The following is a 17,916-nucleotide window of genomic DNA, read 5'->3' as shown; positions in this document are numbered from 1 at the left end:
TATCTTCAAAACCATAACTGATGCGTATTTAATCTTTTTTTCTTGCAAAGAAGCTTAAGTTGTCGAAACGGCACTGAAGAAAAACATTGCAATTAAGTCAGAGATAAAACTGTATTCTATTGCACAAATATAGTGCAAATTTGACAATTTATGATGCTGAGCCAGTTTAAGGTATTAATATAATAAATGACTCAAAAATTATTTTTTAACGATTATTAGCGTAGTTTTAGACTTGAGTAGAATAAGTCAAAAGAGCCAATTAAATGAAACATTAAATTCAACTGATTTAAAAATTTTATGATTAAAAAAGGAAAAAGTTATAGGAAAACATGGTTTTCAGGGGTTCCAAATGAATCAGTATAATTCAGTTAAATTTGTCAAAGAAGTCAAGGAATCAAAAAGTGCCCAATAAAAGTGCCTAAATTAGGGCATTCTGGCATGGCGGAAAAGGGAAGGATTACAGCAAAAAAAATGGAATGACTGTCAGAATGATCAATGTAACAAAGTGCAACAAAACTTAAGCTAAGAAAAAATGAACAAAAAAGGAAATATCCTTCAAGAGAATGAATATCGTTTATAAATTCAGCAGATCAAAAAAGCAGGGTCTAACTTATAAATGATATATGACAACATCATTTTTATGAATCATCAGTTCAAAATATGGCTATTTATTAAATAAATATTGGGTAGTATTTTGGAATAGTTTGATTAGAATCCAAAAATTCAACAAAAACACATCCTGAGGGGAAACATCGTTTTTGCGATGTTTACTTAAGAAAAAATTAGCTTGAGGGACGCTCATGCAAATCGGAATTCCAGCCGAAACTGTCGTCGGTGAACATCGTGTCGCTGCGACACCTGAGACAGTAAAGAAATTGATCAGCGCTGGTCATAGCGTGATTATCGAACGTGGTGCAGGGGTAAAAGCTGCCTATATCGATAGCGCTTATGAACAGGTTGGTGCAAAAATTACGGATGATGCCTATACCGGTAGCCAGATGATTTTGAAAGTTCGTGCACCGAAAGGTGAGGAAATTCAAAAATTACCTACGAATGCTACGGTGGTGGCGATGTTTGACCCATACCGCAATACCGAGCTTGACCATTTCGCGGCACAGAATGTGTCTGCATTTGCATTGGAACTTTTGCCACGTACTTTATCCCGTGCGCAAAACATGGATGTCCTGTCTTCTCAGGCAAACCTGTCGGGTTATAAAGCAGTGCTTCTTGCTGCAGCAGAATACCAGCGCATGTTCCCGATGCTGATGACTGCTGCAGGGACGGTAAAACCGGCTCGTGTCGTGATCATGGGGGTAGGGGTTGCAGGTCTGCAAGCGATTGCAACTGCAAAACGTCTCGGTGCTGTTGTAGAAGCAACTGACTTGCGTCCTACAGCAAAAGACCAGGTTGAATCTTTGGGCGGTAAGTGGTTAGACGTACCGATGTCTGAAGAAGAACAACAAAAAGCAGCTGATGCGGCTAAAAATGGTTATGGCTGGATGCCTGGTGAACAGTACATCAAGGATCAGGCGATCATCGTTGATAAAGCAGTTTCCAATGCGGATATTGTGATCACGACTGCATTATTGCCAGGTCGTGATGCACCGCGCTTAATCCGTGCCGAGACCGTTGCCAAAATGAAACCAGGTTCAGTCATTTTAGATATGGCGGTTGAAACTGGCGGTAATGTAGAAGGCTCTCAATGCGGTGAAACGGTTGTGACTGAAAATGGCGTGAAGATTCTGGGTATTCCAAATATTCCTTCAACCTTGTCGACTGAAGCATCTGCACTGTATGCACGTAACGTTTTGAACTTCATTGAAACTTTATTTGATAGCGAAAAGAATTTTGCTATCAATCCAGAAGAAGAAATTCAGAAAGCCCTACTCGTCACTCACGGCGGCCAAGTGCTGTTAAAGCGTGGTTAAGGAGAGTACTCATGGTTGAAACTATTACGATTTTTGTCCTTGCCATCTTTGTAGGCTACTACGTGGTATGGGGCGTGACTCCAGCTTTGCATACGCCGTTGATGGCGGTAACCAATGCACTTTCTTCAATCATTATCGTGGGTGCGATGATTCAGACTGTTGGTTTACCAATGGTCGGTGTTGAAGGCAGTGTAGACTTCCAGACCATTAACGTGGTGAGTGTACTTGGCGCGATTGCCGTATTCCTGGCGAGTATTAACATTTTCGGTGGCTTTGCCGTAACTGCACGTATGCTGGAAATGTTCAAACCAAAACAAAAGAAAAAAGAGGGCTAATTGATGGAATTCATTCGTGAATATGCAAATTGGTTCTATTTGATTGGTGCCATTCTCTTTATCTTGACGCTACGTGGTTTGTCAGGTCCTAAAACAGCAATTGCAGGTAACCGCTACGGTATGCTTGCCATGGCGATTGCAGTGCTAACAACTTTCTTTGTCGCAGAAAATCCGGTGATCTGGATGATCCTTGGTGCAATGGTGCTTGGTGCGATCGTAGGTATTGCCCGTGCGAAAACTGTACCTATGACTCAAATGCCTGAAACTGTCGCGCTGATGCACTCTCTGGTAGGTTTGTCCGCAGTTCTGATTGCTATTGCTGCGATTATCCATAACAACAAGTTAATCGAATTGGGTCCAGACCTTTTAGCTGCAAATGGGGTAACTTTCCATGAAATGAGCAAAGTGCATTTGTTCGAACTCTTCGTGGGTTGTTTCGTCGGTGCGATTACTTTTACTGCCTCTGTATTTGCTTACGGTAAACTGGCTGCGAAGAAATGGGCAAAAACCATTTCAGGTACTTGGGTAAAACCAGTTCAGGCATTGATCTTTATCGCAATGCTGGCAGCAGGGATTCACTTCTTCCTGACTGGTAACATGACATCCTTCTGGGCAATGACTGGTCTAGCACTGGTATTCGGTTGGGTATGGATTGCACCAGTCGGTGGCGGTGATATGCCAGTTGTGGTATCGCTTCTGAACTCCTTCTCTGGTTGGGCAGCTGCAGGTATCGGTTTCACGCTAGAAAACAACATGCTGATCGTTGCTGGCTCGCTGGTGGGTTCTTCAGGTGCAATTCTGTCTTACATTATGTGTAAAGCGATGAACCGTTCGATCATCAACGTTCTGTTCGGTGGTGCGATGGGCGGAACCGCAACTGCGACAGCGGGTGCAGGCGAGCAGGTACAACGTAATCATCGCTCAGGTTCTGCAGATGATGCCGGCTTCCTGATGTCGAATGCAGACAGTGTAGTCATTGTACCCGGTTATGGTATGGCGCAAGGTCGTGCACAAAATGCGGTGAAAGAGCTGGCGAACCTGTTAAAAGAGCAGGGTGTGACTGTACGTTTCGCGATTCACCCGGTTGCAGGTCGTATGCCTGGTCATATGAACGTATTGCTGGCTGAAGCTGACGTGCCATATGAAGACATTCTGGAAATGGACGAGATCAACTCTGATTTCCCGGCAACAGATGTAGTGCTGGTAATCGGTGCGAATGACGTAGTTAACCCGGCTGCAAAAGACGATCCAAGCTCACCAATTTACGGTATGCCAATTCTGGAAGCGCATAAAGCACGTACGATCCTGGTGATCAAGCGTTCTATGGCAACAGGGTATGCTGGTTTGGACAATGACCTGTTCTATAACGATAAGACCATGATGATCTTTGGTGATGCCAAGAAAGTTGTGGAAGATATGACCAAAGCCATTAATGGTACGGGTCACTAATTCCTAAAATCTTCTTCCAGATCTTCTTTTGTAAAAAAAGGTCAAGATGAATTAAAAGATTTAGAAAAAACCACCTTCGGGTGGTTTTTTTATTTTTGCTCTTATTTCTTATGCACCACAATTGAATGATATTTGATCGCAGATAAATATTTATCTTGTGAATTAGGAGTTATTTATTTGTGAAAATTTGATGGATTCATCATTAAATTACTTCTTCAAAGAATTTAAAAATTCATAGATTGTATGGCATTGTTCTTGCTATTCCCTCATTAAGAGCTAGGGGGATTACATGACAAAAATAAAATATTTAGGGTTATTACTGGGGTTGTTGAGTTTGCCTATCTATGCAGCTGAACCAGCAGAAATGGTAAAAAATATCCAGGAAATCCGGATATCGCTGGACAGTGTCTGGGTGGTGATGGGCGGTATTCTGGTGTTCTTCATGCAGGCGGGTTTTGCACTGATTGAGAGCGGCTCAGTCAGAAGTAAAAATAGTGTGAATGTTTTAATGAAAAATTACATGGATGCCTGTCTTGGAGGGCTGGTTTTCTGGCTGATAGGTTTTGGGCTTATGTTCGGGATTAATCATACCGGGTGGTTTGGTAGCTCACATTTTGCACCGGATAGTTTAGATAGCTGGAGCTGGAATTTACTCTTCTTCCAAATGATGTTTGCCGCAACAGCAACCACCATTGCCAGTGGTGCCATGGCAGAGCGTATTCATTTTGTCGCCTATGTGGTGAGTGCCGCTTTTGTGAGTGGCTTAATTTATCCAGTTTTTGGCAGTTGGGCGTGGGGGAGTCTATTTGAGGGTGAAGGCTGGCTCAAAGCCATGGGCTTTATTGATTTTGCTGGTTCAACTGTAGTGCATTCGATTGGTGGCTGGGTTGCTTTGGCGGGCATTATTGTATTGGGTCCACGTATAGGGCGTTTTGGCCGCAATGGCCAAGTGCACTATTTACCCGGCCATAATCTGCCTTTAATTGCCTTAGGTGGTTTTATTTTGTGGTTAGCCTGGTTTGGCTTCAATGCCGCTTCCACAGTTAATGCCGATGTCAGCATTGGGCGGATTGCTTTAAATACCCATCTCGCAGCGTGTGCGGCGGCAGTGGCTTATATGCTGTTTGCCCTGGTACGACGTAAAGCCATTTTAATAAGGACTACGATTAATGCTTCCTTAGGCGGGCTGGTGGGGATTACAGCGGGTTGCGCCACAATGAGTCCTATGTTTGCTGTTATAACCGGACTTGTAGCAGGGTTGCTGGTTAGTGTATTGCCAGCATTACTCGAAAAAATGCGTATTGATGATGTGGTGGATGCTGTCACTGTACATGGCTTTTGTGGTGCATGGGGGACGCTAGCTGCCGGTATCTTTTATGAAAGTAAAATGTTTGATAGTAGCATTATTGCTGTTCAGGTATTAGGCGTTGGTGCCGGATTTGCCTGGGGCTTCGGGGTGGCATTTATTGTATTTAAAGTGCTGCATATTATTTTAGGTGGTTTACGTGTGAGTGCACAGCACGAGCAGCGTGGTCTGGACTATACCGAGCATGCTGAACTGTCTTATCCAGAATTCCAGCGAGATGTAACTTTCGATACTGATCACATTACCAAACGACATTAATGGACAGGAGGGTATAACATGAATGCAGAAATGCTCAATCTAGAACAGCGCCGCCAGGCTATTCAGCGTGGGCTACAGCATTATTTTCAAGGACCTCACCTGGAACAGATTGTAGGATATTGGGAACAGGAATATAGCGGGCAGTCTGCTTTTGTACTGAATCGCTTTCTTAGCGAGATTTGTACTACAGAAGAGCTTAAGCAGAACCGGAAAGATATGCTTAAACAGGTACTGCATGAACTGACCATTCTGGAAAAAAGTGAATGGATCGAGTCTGAAGATACAGAGGCAGTATCTCTGAATCAGAAGGCACAGTACCAGGCTTATATTGAGTTTGGAGAATCAGTTCTTGATCAGGTCAAGCTAGAAGATCAGAAAGACTTTTATAGAGAGCTGGCACAGCAACTGGTACAAGACCGGATTTTGTTTCAGGAAACTATTCAGAAATTGCAGAAGAGTGCGGATTTGCTGAGCCATGTATCTTCAAAACTTTATGCACAAGCCATTACCAGTCTATATCAGGTATTCTGTGACTTCTATGGCCCACAACGTAGTGATCAGGTCTATGCTCAGGCCAAGAATTTGATCAAACAAAAATATCCAGAAGCTAATTTACAGCAACTGCTTTGAATTTTTCGGTTAAAGTTTATTTTGAGCCAATAAAAAAAGCGGCCTCCATGGGCCGCTTTTTTAAGAATCTGTTTTATGCCACTGAATCTGCAGGAGCATTGCTCCACAGGCTTTCTAGGTCATAGAATTTACGCGCTGTAGGAAGCATGCAGTGAACCACTACATATCCGAGGTCTAGGAGAATCCATTCAGCATCACGTTCGCCTTCGATGCCAAGTGGACGGAAGCCAGCTTTACGTGCTTCTTCAGCAACATTGTTGGCAAGAGATTTGATGTGACGAGTAGAGGTACCGCTGGCAATGACCATGGCATCAGCAACATTGCTCATACCGCTGACATCAAGCACAACAACTTCTTTGGCCTTTACATCTTCAAGTGCAGCATGCACAACTTTCAAGCAGTCTTGTACAGTCTGTAAGTGTGAATTCATAGTAAGATCGTGAGAATTAGAAGCGCTGGGCGATGGTTCTAAATTCATGGGGGATATAATTTCCTAACAATTATGCATGATCTAATATAGCGGTTTTGCCCCGAAATTTCAAATCAGTACATTGTTCGGTTTGTAATCAATCTGCAAAATATCGGGTCTTCCAGCCAAAAGACGCTGCTGAATGCTTCAGCGGGCGATATTCTGCTGCCACATAGCCTTGATATTGGCTATTCTCTAACCATTGAAAAATCTCGACATAATTAACAATAGCTGTACCAGGTTCATGTCGTCCTGGACAGTCTGCAAATTGAATGTGTCCAATTGTGTCAATATTCTCTTTTAAAGCTTCAAATACATCTTCACCCATCATCGCCATATGGTAACAGTCATATTGCATCTTTAAGGCTGGATGTTGGACTGCTTCGAGCATTTCCTGTGCTTGAGCTACATTTTGCACCAGGAAGCGTGGCATGTCGGTCCCATTGATCATCTCAAAGACTGGCTGAATACCATGATCTGCCAACATCGAACAGGCCATTTTTAGATTATCTGCCAATGTATTCAGGCAAGGTAACAGGTCACTATCCAGCGGCTGTTTACCTGCCAGAATATTGACGCTCGGTACTTTCAGTGCGGTTGCATATGTAATCGCTTGTTGCATCGCTTGATGAAATTCAATCTCCTTGCCGGGTATGCCAGCCAGTCCATGACCGCCTTGCATCAGGTCACCTGCTGGGACATTGATCAGGCATAAACTCAGCTGATGCGCTGTCAACTGTGCCTGAATCTGCTCGATAGTCAGTTCATAAGGAAACTGGATTTCTACATGGTCAAAACCATGCTCACGGGCAAGGGCAAAACGTTCCAGCAGGGGAACTTCCGTAAAAATCATGGAAAGGTTGACTGCGAATTTTAACATCTGAAGCTCCTTGCACTAAATATGGAAATAATCGTGAAAATGAAGTTATTGAACGTGCTGAATGACAGTCGCTAGATCCGTTTCGCTATAGCCATTCTCTTGATGAGCCTTGAGCTGAGATAAAGCTTGAGAAGCAACCGGAATATTCAGCGCATGTGCTGCTGCAAGCTGTACTGCATTATTGAGGTCTTTGGACAAGGTCTGAACTTTCCATTGCACCGGTTCAAAGGTCTGGGTGGCCATACGCGGTGCCAGAATCTGAAACGGTTTTGAATCCGCGAAACCACCGGCCAGCGCTGGGGCAAGCAGGGTGGTATCTACTCCAGCACGTCCAGCCAGTGCCACAGCTTCGGCAATCAGTGTACTGTTTGCCGCGACAATCAGCTGGTTACAGATTTTCGTCGCTTGTCCTGTACCTGAGTCACCCATGCGAGTCACGCGATGGGAGAGGACTTGGTAAATTGCAGCTAAAGAAGAAATAATCTGTTCATCACCGCCGGCAAAGACCACGAGACTGCCTTGTTCAGCACCGGCAGTACCGCCAGAAACTGGGGAATCAATCCAGATCACCTGTTGGGCCTGCGCACGTTGTGCCAGTTCCAACGTCTGCTGCACAGATAAACTGGAGAAATCTACAATCACCTGTTGTGCAACCAGATAAGGCTCAATCTGTTCATACACTACTTTAACGGCTAAATCGTCCGCCAGACAGATGAGAACTACCGGATAATTTGCAATCTGCTCAAGCTGCAATGACTGTGCACCTTGAGCAATTAATGCATCACAAGCAGAAGCAGTACGGTTCCAGACAGCAACTTCAAAGCCTGCCTGAATCAGCCGGCTGGCCATACGGCTACCCATCAGGCCCATACCAAGAAATGCGATTTTAGTGGTTTGATCAAACTGCATGATGCTATCCGATATCTACTGAGATGATGATCTTATGAATACTGGCGAGGCTGGAACTGGACTTCTGGATTCTTGTCTTTCTTGCGTGCCAACTGGCTGTTTTTGCCGAGGAGTAATTTTAACTGCCAGATTTTTTCCATACGTAAGGATTTGTTTGGTTGATGTTCCATGGCATCCAGCACATATTTAGACGCCATTAAAGCATCTGGAGAACGCTGCAACATTTCTTCAGCCAAGGCTTGTGCTTTTGCTAGAGGTTGCTCATCTACATGAGTGATCAGGCCGATCTGCTTGGCATAGTTACCGTCAAAAATACGCGCGGTCAGTGTCAGTTCTTTGGCTAGATCCAGACTGATTAAGCCTTTTAACGAACGGCTCAGACCCATATCTGGTACTAAGCCCCAACGGCTTTCCATAATTGACATTTGAGTCTGTGGATGAGCAATCCGAATATCTGCTGCCAGTGCCAGCTGCATGCCTGCACCAAAACAATAGCCTTCCAAAGCTGCAATCACGGGAACCGGTAATTCTTGCCAGATCAAAAATGCTTTCTGAAATAGACTCTGACCCGGACGCAGCAGTTCCCAGGCTGCATAGGCACGATTTTTTGGATTATTTAAATCAGCGAGATCAATCCCGGCACTAAAGACCTGTGCTTCACCTGTCAGAATGACACAGCGGATACTTTTATCCTTTTTGATCGTGTTGGCGGTTGCAACAAGTTCACGCAATAGCGCAAAACTCATGGCATTACGTTTGTCCGGACGGTTTAAACTCACCGTAGCAATTCCATTATTTTTTTCTAAACGAACCAGTGACATGGCTAAACCCTTCATTTTTATTGCCCTGAGCATAGCATGTGCGTTAGATCACGTGCATGACACTTAAGTCACGCTTTGTGATTGTCCTTAACTTGCGCATTAGATCATATGCTTATTTAGCACCTGTTGTGCAGCCTGTTCCACCTGGCCAATGCCTGCTTTAAGCTCATCGAGGCGTTTCATCACCTCCTGAACAAAGGCTTCATCAGCTTTGCGGCGTTCTTTACGTAGGGTAGAAACAAACTGTTCAAAACTGCCTGTCAGCTGTTGCAGGTTCGGTGTACCCACATAACGGGTCGCGCCGTAGAGCCGATGCAGTACATGTTCCAGTTGTGGAAAATCTTCCAGTTCAATCAGCTGTTCTATTTCATTGAGTTCAGTTTCAAAACTGTCGACCAGCATTCTCAACAGATCTACGGCCAGATCTTCTTTATTGGCAGCCAGTTGCAGACTTTGCTGCCAGTCCAGAATATTGCTATCCAGAGCATCAATGACATTCGCACGTTCTAGCATGGGTGCCTTGCGGAAATTTTCCGTGGTCCATTGAGTCAGAATCTGGATGATCTGTTCAATCTGAATGGGCTTGGTGACATAGTCATCCATACCACCCTGTAGCAATTTCTGCTTTTCATCAGACAGCGCATGTGCAGTCAGGGCAATAATTGGCAAACGTCGATGGTTTTCAAAGGTGGATTCCAGCGAGCGGATGGCACGGGTTGTATCCATGCCGGACATCACCGGCATCTGAATATCCATAAATACCAGATCAAATGGACTTAAACCTTCTTCATGACGTTGCTGGATAATATCAATCGCTTCCTGACCGCTAGTGGCCTTGGTCGTGGTGACATTCAGTTCACCCAGTAGCGCTTCCAGTACAATCAGGTTGGGTAAATGATCATCGACTGCCAATATATGCAGCCCTTGACCATTAAAGTCTTCATGAACCTCTTGATCGAATACGGGCTGGTTATTCAGGAGTTGAATCAGTGCACTACGGCTAAGTGGCTGGTAGAGCGCACGGGCACGGTATTCATTCAGCATGTTTGGATCAAGCTGCATCTGATAGCCATAGACTGCCAGATTGCCATGATAACGCGCACGAATTTCTTGTAGCAGGGCCTGACTGTCACCGCTATGATCAACGATTAGCCAGGTATTTTCAGTCGTAGTTTTTAGATGATTCAGACGGCTAAACAGATCCAGAATCGAAGCACACTCAGTATGCTTCACGTTATAGTTTTCCAGATAATGACGCAGTACATTCGCTGTTGCTGGATGTGCCAGATAAGAGACCACAGTCAGATTGCTAAAGTCTGGGTGTTCGATCACATCATCTTCATCGACCAGGAACTGCGCGGTAAACCAGAAGGTTGACCCTTTCTCGGTCGGGGCGCGTTCCTGGTTATCTTCAAAGCCGATCTGGCCATGCATCAGACTGACCAGCTGTTTGGAAATCGCCAGACCCAGTCCAGTGCCACCAAACTGACGTGTAACTGAGGTATCGCCTTGTGAGAAGGATTCAAACAGCTTCTTGCGGTCAGTGCCGCTGAGGCCGATACCACTATCCTGTACGCTAAAATGCAGCAGACATTGCCCGATATCATCGTGTTCCATTCGTACCCGCACGATGATTTCACCATCCGGCGTAAACTTGATCGCATTGGAAATCAGATTAGTCAAAATTTGCTTAAAGCGTAGTGCATCACCGTTGACGCATTTGGGTACATTATCGGCATAGTAGAAGGCCATATCGATATGCTTCTGCGCTGACAGTGGCGAGAGCATGTCCATTACATCAAAAATCGCTTCTTCCAGATCAAACAGCGCCGTTTCAAGTTCTAGTTTACCGGCATCAATCTTGGAAAAATCTAGTACGTCATTGATCAGGGCCAGCAGATGCGCCGATGATTTGCGGATGGTTTGTAAATACAGACTCTGCTCATTACTTAAATTACCCTGACGCAGTAGCAAATGAATAAAGCCATCAATACTGTTTAATGGGGTGCGTAATTCATGTGAAATATTGGCTAAAAATACTGACTTGGCCTGATTGGCAGAAATCGCCTGGTCACGGGCCTGACGGTAGGTGATGTTCTGCACTTCGAGAGTGTCGAGGGTGCGGCGCAAGTCATCTTCGGTCTGTTCAGTATGTTCGCGCAGTTCCAGAAAACTGAAATGCAGCCGTTTTACCACATTGGCAATATCGCGCTGTAACAGGCGCAGTTCACCAGTACTGTTGATGACAATATGCTGATCCAAAGTATCCGCATTTAGGCGTTGTAACTGCATGCGGATTTCATACATCGGTGCAATCCAGCGGCGCGAGTAGAAATTCAGACACAATAAAAGTAGCAACAAGGTCAACAGGCCGGTAGCAATCAATACGATCATCACGCGGTAGCGGGCAATTTCGAGGGGCTGATTGTCCAGCTCAATCGCAAGCCAGCCCGGATTGCCCGTATTGTCATTAATGCGAACCGCAAAAATGTGATTATTCTGATTGACAATCGGGCCAACAAAACTAGCTTCCTGCTTGAACTTTGGCCAAGGTGCCTGATCCTGAAAACCAATACCGAGGCGGTTTTTGCCTTGAGGATCCAGAATTGCAGCACGAATCAGATGCTTTTCATTGAGCATGTTTTGCATAGCATTGCGTGCCTGTTCATACTGCCAGGGGGAGTAATTGACAATATCCAGCGCAGATTCAGAAGTGGTCTGAAAACGGGTCAGAATGGCAATCGCCATCTGTTTTTGCTGGGCACGGGCTGCATTGGAGGTTTCTGTCAAAACCAGTGCTGCACCCACACAAGCCAAAATTGTAATTGGCACAAAGATCAGGGCAATCAACTGGCCATAGGCATGATTTAAGTGTAGGCGTTTAAACAGCTTTTTATTGATATTTGACATGATTCAAGCAGTGTTTTCCTTATGCTCCGCATATTAGCACGCTTTAAATCTTCAGTTAAAATTTCATCAAGGTTTTTCGCAATACCAAATCAAACAGACTTTTTAAGAATAAATCTGGATATGAAAAAAAATTCAAATAGATAACGTATAAAATGCTAAGAAATGAAAGCCTTTAAATCTGAAATGACCTGAGAAATATTGAAATAACAGCGATCAATTTGCAAATAAGCTACTGACAGAAATAATTTTTTTTAATTTTTAGAACATGCTGCACGAGTTTTGATCGGTTTTCTGAAAAAGACTGGCTAAATGGGTGCAGGGAAATGCAATTTTTCATACAATAGCCGCACCTCGACATAGGTGCAAATAATGAGTAATACAACCCCTGATTTTCAAGCAGACGAATTTTTACTGGACTACTACGTAGGCAAAACGCCACTGGTACGTCTACAGCGTCTGGCAAATCACACTCAAGCGACAGTGTTAGCAAAGCTCGAAGGCAATAATCCTGCAGGTTCGGTGAAAGATCGTCCAGCCTATAACATGATCATGCAGGCGGAAAAGCGTGGGCAGATCAAGCCAGGTGACACCCTGATTGAGGCGACGAGTGGAAATACAGGGATTGCATTAGCGATGGTTGCGGCAATGCGCGGCTACAAAATGAAGCTGATCATGCCGAATAACATGAGCCAGGAACGTAAGGATGCCATGCGTGCTTACGGGGCCGAACTGATTGAAGTGACCAAAGAGCAAGGCATGGAAGGTGCACGTGATCTGGCACTGCAAATGCAAAACGAAGGCAAAGGCTTGGTCCTAAACCAGTTTGGTAATCCGGACAATGTTGAAGCGCATTATCTGACCACTGGTCCGGAAATCTGGCAGCAAACGAGTGGTAAGATCACTCACTTTGTCAGCTCGATGGGTACGACCGGTACTATTATGGGTGTATCTAAATACCTGAAAGAGATGAATCCGGATATTCAGATTGTTGGTTTACAACCTTCTGACGGTTCAAGTATTGCGGGGATCCGCCGCTGGCCAGAAGAGTATCTGCCAACCATTTTCGACCGTAGCCGTGTGGATCGTATTATCGATATTCCACAAATTGAAGCTGAAAAAACCATGCGCAAGCTGGCACAAAAAGAAGGGATCAGTGCTGGAACTTCTTCCGGAGGTGCAGTCTGGGCATCGATCAAGCTGGCAGAAGAAAATCCAGGTGCCGTAATCGTGTGCATTATTTGTGACCGTGGTGACCGTTATCTGTCTACAGGTTTATTCTCTGTACAAGATCCTGAATAATTCCTGAGTAATCAATTTATGCGCTTGCCTGTTTTAACGTTTGATATTGAAACCCAGACCGATCTTAAATCAGGCGCACATCTGTTTGGCCTGGACTTGCCCGAACAAAGCCTGGATCAGGCCCTGACCAAACTGCGTCGTCAGGAATCCGGTTCTGACTTTCAGCGTCTGCCGTTACATGAAATTGTCTGTATCTCCGGACTGTGGATTGATGAGCAGGGCATGAAACTGTTTTCCTTTAGTCGGGAACAGAATTCAGAAGCTGAAATTTTACGAAAATTTTTATCGATTTTTGATAAGCGTCATCCAACTCTAGTGAGTTGGAATGGTTCACAATTTGATCTGCCCGTGATTCTTTACCGGGCCATGTACCATGGCTTGTCTGCGCCAAGTCTGTTTGATCAGGGCGAAATTGATACGCAAAAGCGCTATAATAACTATCAGAACCGCTACCATCAGCGTCATGTCGATTTGATGGATGTGATGGCCATGTTTCATGCCCGTCATTTCCAGAAACTGGATGACGTTGCGCACTTGCTCGGTTATCCAGGCAAGCGTGGCGATGGTGGCTATTATGTGCCTGAATATGTGCGCAATCAGGAATGGGACAAGCTTACCAGCTATTGTGAAGGTGATGTTCTGAATACCTGGCTGGTCTATATTCGCTGGCTGTTGTTAAAAGGACAGCTATTATTGCCTGATTATCAACATCTGCTACAAAGCACGATCCAGTATTTGCAAACGCAACCGCAGCATGCGGACTTTTTATCGGTCTGGCGTGAAACGTCACGACGGACTGAATTTACTCAATTTGATTTTCCCATCTCCACACATTAGGTTTTCATGAAACATCGAGCTCAACCACGGCCCAAGCAGCAACCCGAATACATCTTCCAGGTTGAGTCACTATCGCACGAGGGGCGTGGCATTGCTCACTATGGTTCACATCCAGACCATCCAGCGGACAAGCACGGTAAAAAAGTTTTTATTCGTTATGCACTGCCGGGTGAAACAGTCCGTGCCCGAATCACCCGTGAAGTGAAAAAGCTGGAAGAAGCTGACTCGCTTGAATTGTTGAGTGAAGCATCAGAAATTCGCATACAGCCCCCTTGTCCACATTTTGGGATTTGTGGTGGCTGCAATATGCAGCATATCGCTCCGGATGCACAGATTGAGCTCAAACAGAGTGTGTTGAAATCACATCTGCAACATTTTGCTGGAATTCAGCCAGATGAATGGCTGGCGCCATTGCGTTCACAGCGTGAAGATTACCGTCGTAAAGCCCGTATTGGTGTGCGTTATTTACCTGGTAAAGACAAGCTGGTGGTGGGATTCCGTGAAAGCCAAAGTAACAAGCTGACTTCGATTGATCGCTGCATGATTCTGGATCGGGAGTTTGGCTCGGTTACACGTCTTAAACAATTGCTCCAAAGTCTAAATGGTAAGGCTGACGTTGGTCATATAGAATTGGCCATGGGTGATCAGGAAATCGCATTAGTAGTTCGTGAAACTGCACAATTACCTGAACAGGATGTCAACCAATTACGCGAATTTGCGTTACAGAAGGGGTGGCAGCTTTATATTCAGCCAGCAGGTCAAAACCAACTGACGCGTATTGATCAACCGCAATTGCCTGCGCGGCTGCATTACCGTCTGGATGACTTTGATGTTGATTTTGGCTTTGATCCGCTAGATTTTACCCAGGTCAATTCCACAGTAAACCCGCAGATGATACGTCTGGCATGTGATTTGCTACAACTACAACCAGGAGAGCGTGTTCTGGATCTGTTTTGCGGATTAGGAAACTTTTCCTTGCCATTGGCGCGCTGCGTTGGTGCGAGTGGAAGCGTCGTAGGGGTTGAGGGTAGTGAAGAAATGGTGCAACGTGGTGCGGAAAATGCCAAAATAAATGGTATTGCACAACTTTCATTCCATTCGCAGGATTTAACCCAGGATTTTTCGCATCATTCTTGGGCAAATCAGGGTTTTGATGCATTACTAATTGATCCGCCTCGTTCAGGCGCAGAAGAAGTGATGCAATATATTCCTAAGTTTGGTGCAAAAAGAATCGTTTATGTATCATGTAACCCGGCAACTCTAGCCAGAGATGCCGGATTGCTGGTACAACAGGGGTATCGTCTGAGCAGGGCCGGTGTGATGGATATGTTCACACATACGGGCCATGTTGAGTCGATTGCCTTGTTCGAAAAAGAAAATTAAATAAACGATTAAAGAGATGATGTATATAAAAGTAGGAGAATGGTATGGTCACAGTACGTGAACAGCTGCCTGGGCGACTGAATGAGTTGTCACAGGAGGCGACTGTAGAACATGCCGATCAAGCCCTGCAGGATATGACCGAATGGTTAGATCGTGTACGCGGCATATTAGATGGGGCCCCATTAAAACAGCTCGAAGAAGTCGCCCATCTCACTTTAGAAAATGAGTTAGAAACCACGGTTCAGCATCGCTCCAATACTTTCTATACCGGTATTGAGATGGCGGATATCCTTGCCCATTTGCATGTTGATGAAGATACCTTGTCTGCAGCCATGCTGTATCGTTCGGTACGTGAAGGTGTCACACCGCTTGCAGACGTACTGGAGAAATTCGGTGAGAGTGTACATGGCCTGGTGAAAGGCACTCTGTCGATGGGTAAGCTGTCCGAGCTGATTGAAAATAACAAACGTCTGGAAGACCATTTCAATAATAACCAGCGCGAGCATTTGACCGGCATTTACAAGATGCTGATCTCAGTCACCGAAGATGTCCGTGTGGTACTGATCAAGTTGGCCGAGCGTACCTATGCATTGCGTGAACTGGCGAAATCACCTCGAGACCGTCAGGAACGTGTTGCACGCGAAATTCTGACCATCTACTCGCCACTGGCACATCGTCTTGGTATTGCCCAGTTGAAATGGGAGCTGGAAGATCTGGCCTTCCGTTATCTGGCGCCAGAACGTTATAAAGAAATTGCTTCTTTACTAAATGAAAAGCGCTTGGAGCGTGAACATTATATTCAGTTTGTAATCGACAAGTTGCGTGGTGAACTGGCTGAGCATGGCATTGAGGCCGAAATTACCGGTCGGGTCAAACACATTTATTCGATTTATCGAAAAATGAAGAGTAAGGATCTGAGCTTTGATCAGCTCTATGATATCCGTGCTGTACGTGTCCTGGTAAATTCGGTACCTGAGTGTTATCACACTTTAGGTATCGTACATCAGATCTGGCGTCATATTCCACACCAGTTTGACGACTATATTACCAATCCGAAAGCCAATGGTTATCGCTCACTGCATACTGCCGTGATTGCAGAAAACAAATCGCTTGAAGTGCAGATTCGTACCTATCACATGCACGAAGAGGCAGAGTTAGGAGTATGTTCACACTTTAACTATAAGGAAGGAGCAAAAACCACAGACCATTCCTTTAACCATCGCCTGCATTCCTTACGTGCTGTATTGGAGCATTACCAGGAACGTAATGATGCCAGTGCACATAAAGATTCTGAGGCAGAAGTTGAGAATTTTGAACAGATTCAAGACTTTGAAGGCTTTGAAAAAATTTATGTGTTTAGCCGCGATGGAGATATTAAAGAATTGCCGCGTGGCTCAACAGTCTTGGATTTTGCCTATCATGTCCATACCGAAGTGGGTAATAAGTGCTATGCCGCACGAGTGAACCAGCGCTACGTGCCGCTGACCTATACTCTGAAAACCGGGGAACAGGTCGAGATTCTGACCAAAAAAGACCGTGAGCCAAACCGTGACTGGCTGGTGAACTCGCTCGGTTATATCAAGACTGCACGTGCACGTGACAAGTTACGTCACTGGTTCCGTCAGCAGGATCGTAGCAAGAATCTGGAAGTTGGCCGTGAAATTCTGAATAAAGAACTTTCACGTCTGGCAATTCACCCGAAATCGATCGACTTGGGCGACTATTGCAATCACTTTAATGTGAAGAGTGGCGAAGACATTCTGATTGGTATCGTAAATGGCGATATCAGCCTGCATGCGCTGATCAATCAGGTGAATCGCCATATGCACCTGGATCAGGATGAACCTGAACTGGTACTGAAGCCGGCGCTGAATCCACGTGCCAGTCATACTTTGTCTGCTCATGGTATTCTGATTGATGGCTTAGACAATGTTGAACTGCATGTGGCGCAATGCTGTCAGCCTGTACATGGCGAGTCGATTGGGGGCTATATCACGCTTAATCGTGGGGTAAGCATCCATAAGGTGGCTTGTCCGGATTATGTGCGTATGATTTCGCAGGAACCAGAACGTGCGGTAGAAGCTGATTGGGAAATGCAGCCAACCCGTGGTCAGAGTGTCCAGATCGTAGTGGAAGCTTATGACCGCCGCGGCCTGCTCAAAGATCTGACGCAAGTGATCTTCTCTGATCAGATCAATATCCGTCAGGTAAATACCATTTCAGAAGCTGATGGTATTGCCAATATGAAGCTATTGATTGAAGTCAAAGGTCTGGCCCAGCTGTCCAAACTGCTGGCTCGATTAGAACAGCAGCCAGGGATTATCAGTGCCCGTCGTTTGGTACAAGGTAATTAAATCTACTGATTATTCGTCTAGAAAAAGCCTGCCATTTATTGGTGGGCTTTTTTATTGTAAGGTGCTCAGTAGCACTTAATAAAAATGA

At 45.1% G+C, this 17,916-nt stretch carries 14 protein-coding genes; 9 read left to right on the top strand and 5 right to left on the bottom strand.

What is annotated here, in order from left to right:
* Window positions 1–800: 800 nt before the first annotated feature.
* From B3D47_RS01090 to B3D47_RS01070, 5 genes are all read left to right on the top strand, one after another.
* Window positions 801–1,928: a Re/Si-specific NAD(P)(+) transhydrogenase subunit alpha gene (locus B3D47_RS01090; protein WP_286859488.1), complete on the top strand. Its 1,128-nt coding sequence runs from the start codon at window positions 801–803 to the stop codon at window positions 1,926–1,928.
* 11 nt (window positions 1,929–1,939) lie between these two features.
* Window positions 1,940–2,263, top strand: a complete 324-nt coding sequence (locus B3D47_RS01085; RefSeq protein ID WP_004783638.1) for a proton-translocating transhydrogenase family protein — start codon at window positions 1,940–1,942, stop codon at window positions 2,261–2,263.
* Window positions 2,264–2,266: 3 nt separating this feature from the next.
* Entirely contained in the window at window positions 2,267–3,712 is a 1,446-nt protein-coding gene (locus B3D47_RS01080; RefSeq protein ID WP_248603560.1) for an NAD(P)(+) transhydrogenase (Re/Si-specific) subunit beta, read from the top strand.
* Window positions 3,713–4,001: 289 nt separating this feature from the next.
* A complete protein-coding gene (locus B3D47_RS01075; RefSeq protein ID WP_286859487.1) occupies window positions 4,002–5,336 on the top strand; it encodes an ammonium transporter in 1,335 nt (444 codons plus the stop codon).
* Between the two features lie 18 nt (window positions 5,337–5,354).
* On the top strand, window positions 5,355–5,966 hold the full coding sequence (locus B3D47_RS01070) for a hypothetical protein (protein ID WP_286859485.1): 612 nt from the start codon (window positions 5,355–5,357) through the stop codon (window positions 5,964–5,966).
* 73 nt (window positions 5,967–6,039) lie between these two features.
* Here the strand turns inward: B3D47_RS01070 and rsfS are convergent, their stop codons facing one another.
* From rsfS to B3D47_RS01045, 5 genes are all read right to left on the bottom strand, one after another.
* Window positions 6,040–6,444, bottom strand: coding sequence for a ribosome silencing factor (gene rsfS, locus B3D47_RS01065; protein WP_004816041.1), 405 nt, complete (start codon window positions 6,442–6,444; stop codon window positions 6,040–6,042).
* 88 nt (window positions 6,445–6,532) lie between these two features.
* A complete protein-coding gene (locus B3D47_RS01060) occupies window positions 6,533–7,315 on the bottom strand; it encodes a hydroxypyruvate isomerase family protein (protein ID WP_004891390.1) in 783 nt (260 codons plus the stop codon).
* A 45-nt stretch (window positions 7,316–7,360) separates the two neighbouring features.
* Complete coding sequence (locus B3D47_RS01055; RefSeq protein WP_286859482.1) at window positions 7,361–8,224, bottom strand: NAD(P)-dependent oxidoreductase; 864 nt, start codon at window positions 8,222–8,224, stop codon at window positions 7,361–7,363.
* Window positions 8,225–8,256: 32 nt separating this feature from the next.
* Complete coding sequence (locus B3D47_RS01050) at window positions 8,257–9,045, bottom strand: crotonase/enoyl-CoA hydratase family protein (protein WP_026056767.1); 789 nt, start codon at window positions 9,043–9,045, stop codon at window positions 8,257–8,259.
* Between the two features lie 99 nt (window positions 9,046–9,144).
* The gene (locus B3D47_RS01045; protein ID WP_286859480.1) at window positions 9,145–11,955 is read right to left on the bottom strand and encodes a GacS-like sensor histidine kinase; all 2,811 of its coding nucleotides are present in this window, start codon (window positions 11,953–11,955) and stop codon (window positions 9,145–9,147) included.
* 369 nt (window positions 11,956–12,324) lie between these two features.
* Between B3D47_RS01045 and cysM the strand changes: the two genes are divergently transcribed.
* From cysM to B3D47_RS01025, 4 genes are read left to right on the top strand one after another with little or no spacing between them, the layout of a single operon-like run.
* The gene (cysM, locus tag B3D47_RS01040) at window positions 12,325–13,254 is read left to right on the top strand and encodes a cysteine synthase CysM (protein ID WP_163165010.1); all 930 of its coding nucleotides are present in this window, start codon (window positions 12,325–12,327) and stop codon (window positions 13,252–13,254) included.
* Window positions 13,255–13,272: 18 nt separating this feature from the next.
* On the top strand, window positions 13,273–14,091 hold the full coding sequence (locus B3D47_RS01035; protein WP_071321003.1) for a 3'-5' exonuclease: 819 nt from the start codon (window positions 13,273–13,275) through the stop codon (window positions 14,089–14,091).
* Between the two features lie 6 nt (window positions 14,092–14,097).
* Window positions 14,098–15,474 (top strand): 23S rRNA (uracil(1939)-C(5))-methyltransferase RlmD, encoded by a 1,377-nt coding sequence (rlmD, locus tag B3D47_RS01030; protein ID WP_163170888.1) that lies wholly within the window; start codon window positions 14,098–14,100, stop codon window positions 15,472–15,474.
* 44 nt (window positions 15,475–15,518) lie between these two features.
* On the top strand, window positions 15,519–17,828 hold the full coding sequence (locus tag B3D47_RS01025; RefSeq protein ID WP_005223232.1) for a RelA/SpoT family protein: 2,310 nt from the start codon (window positions 15,519–15,521) through the stop codon (window positions 17,826–17,828).
* The last annotated feature ends 88 nt before the right edge of the window (window positions 17,829–17,916 follow it).

The sequence above is a fragment of the Acinetobacter sp. UBA3461 genome (assembly GCF_002381195.1).
In the GTDB taxonomy this organism is placed as follows: Bacteria; Pseudomonadota; Gammaproteobacteria; order Pseudomonadales; family Moraxellaceae; genus Acinetobacter; species Acinetobacter schindleri.
This window is presented reverse-complemented; position numbering and strand designations above follow the sequence as displayed.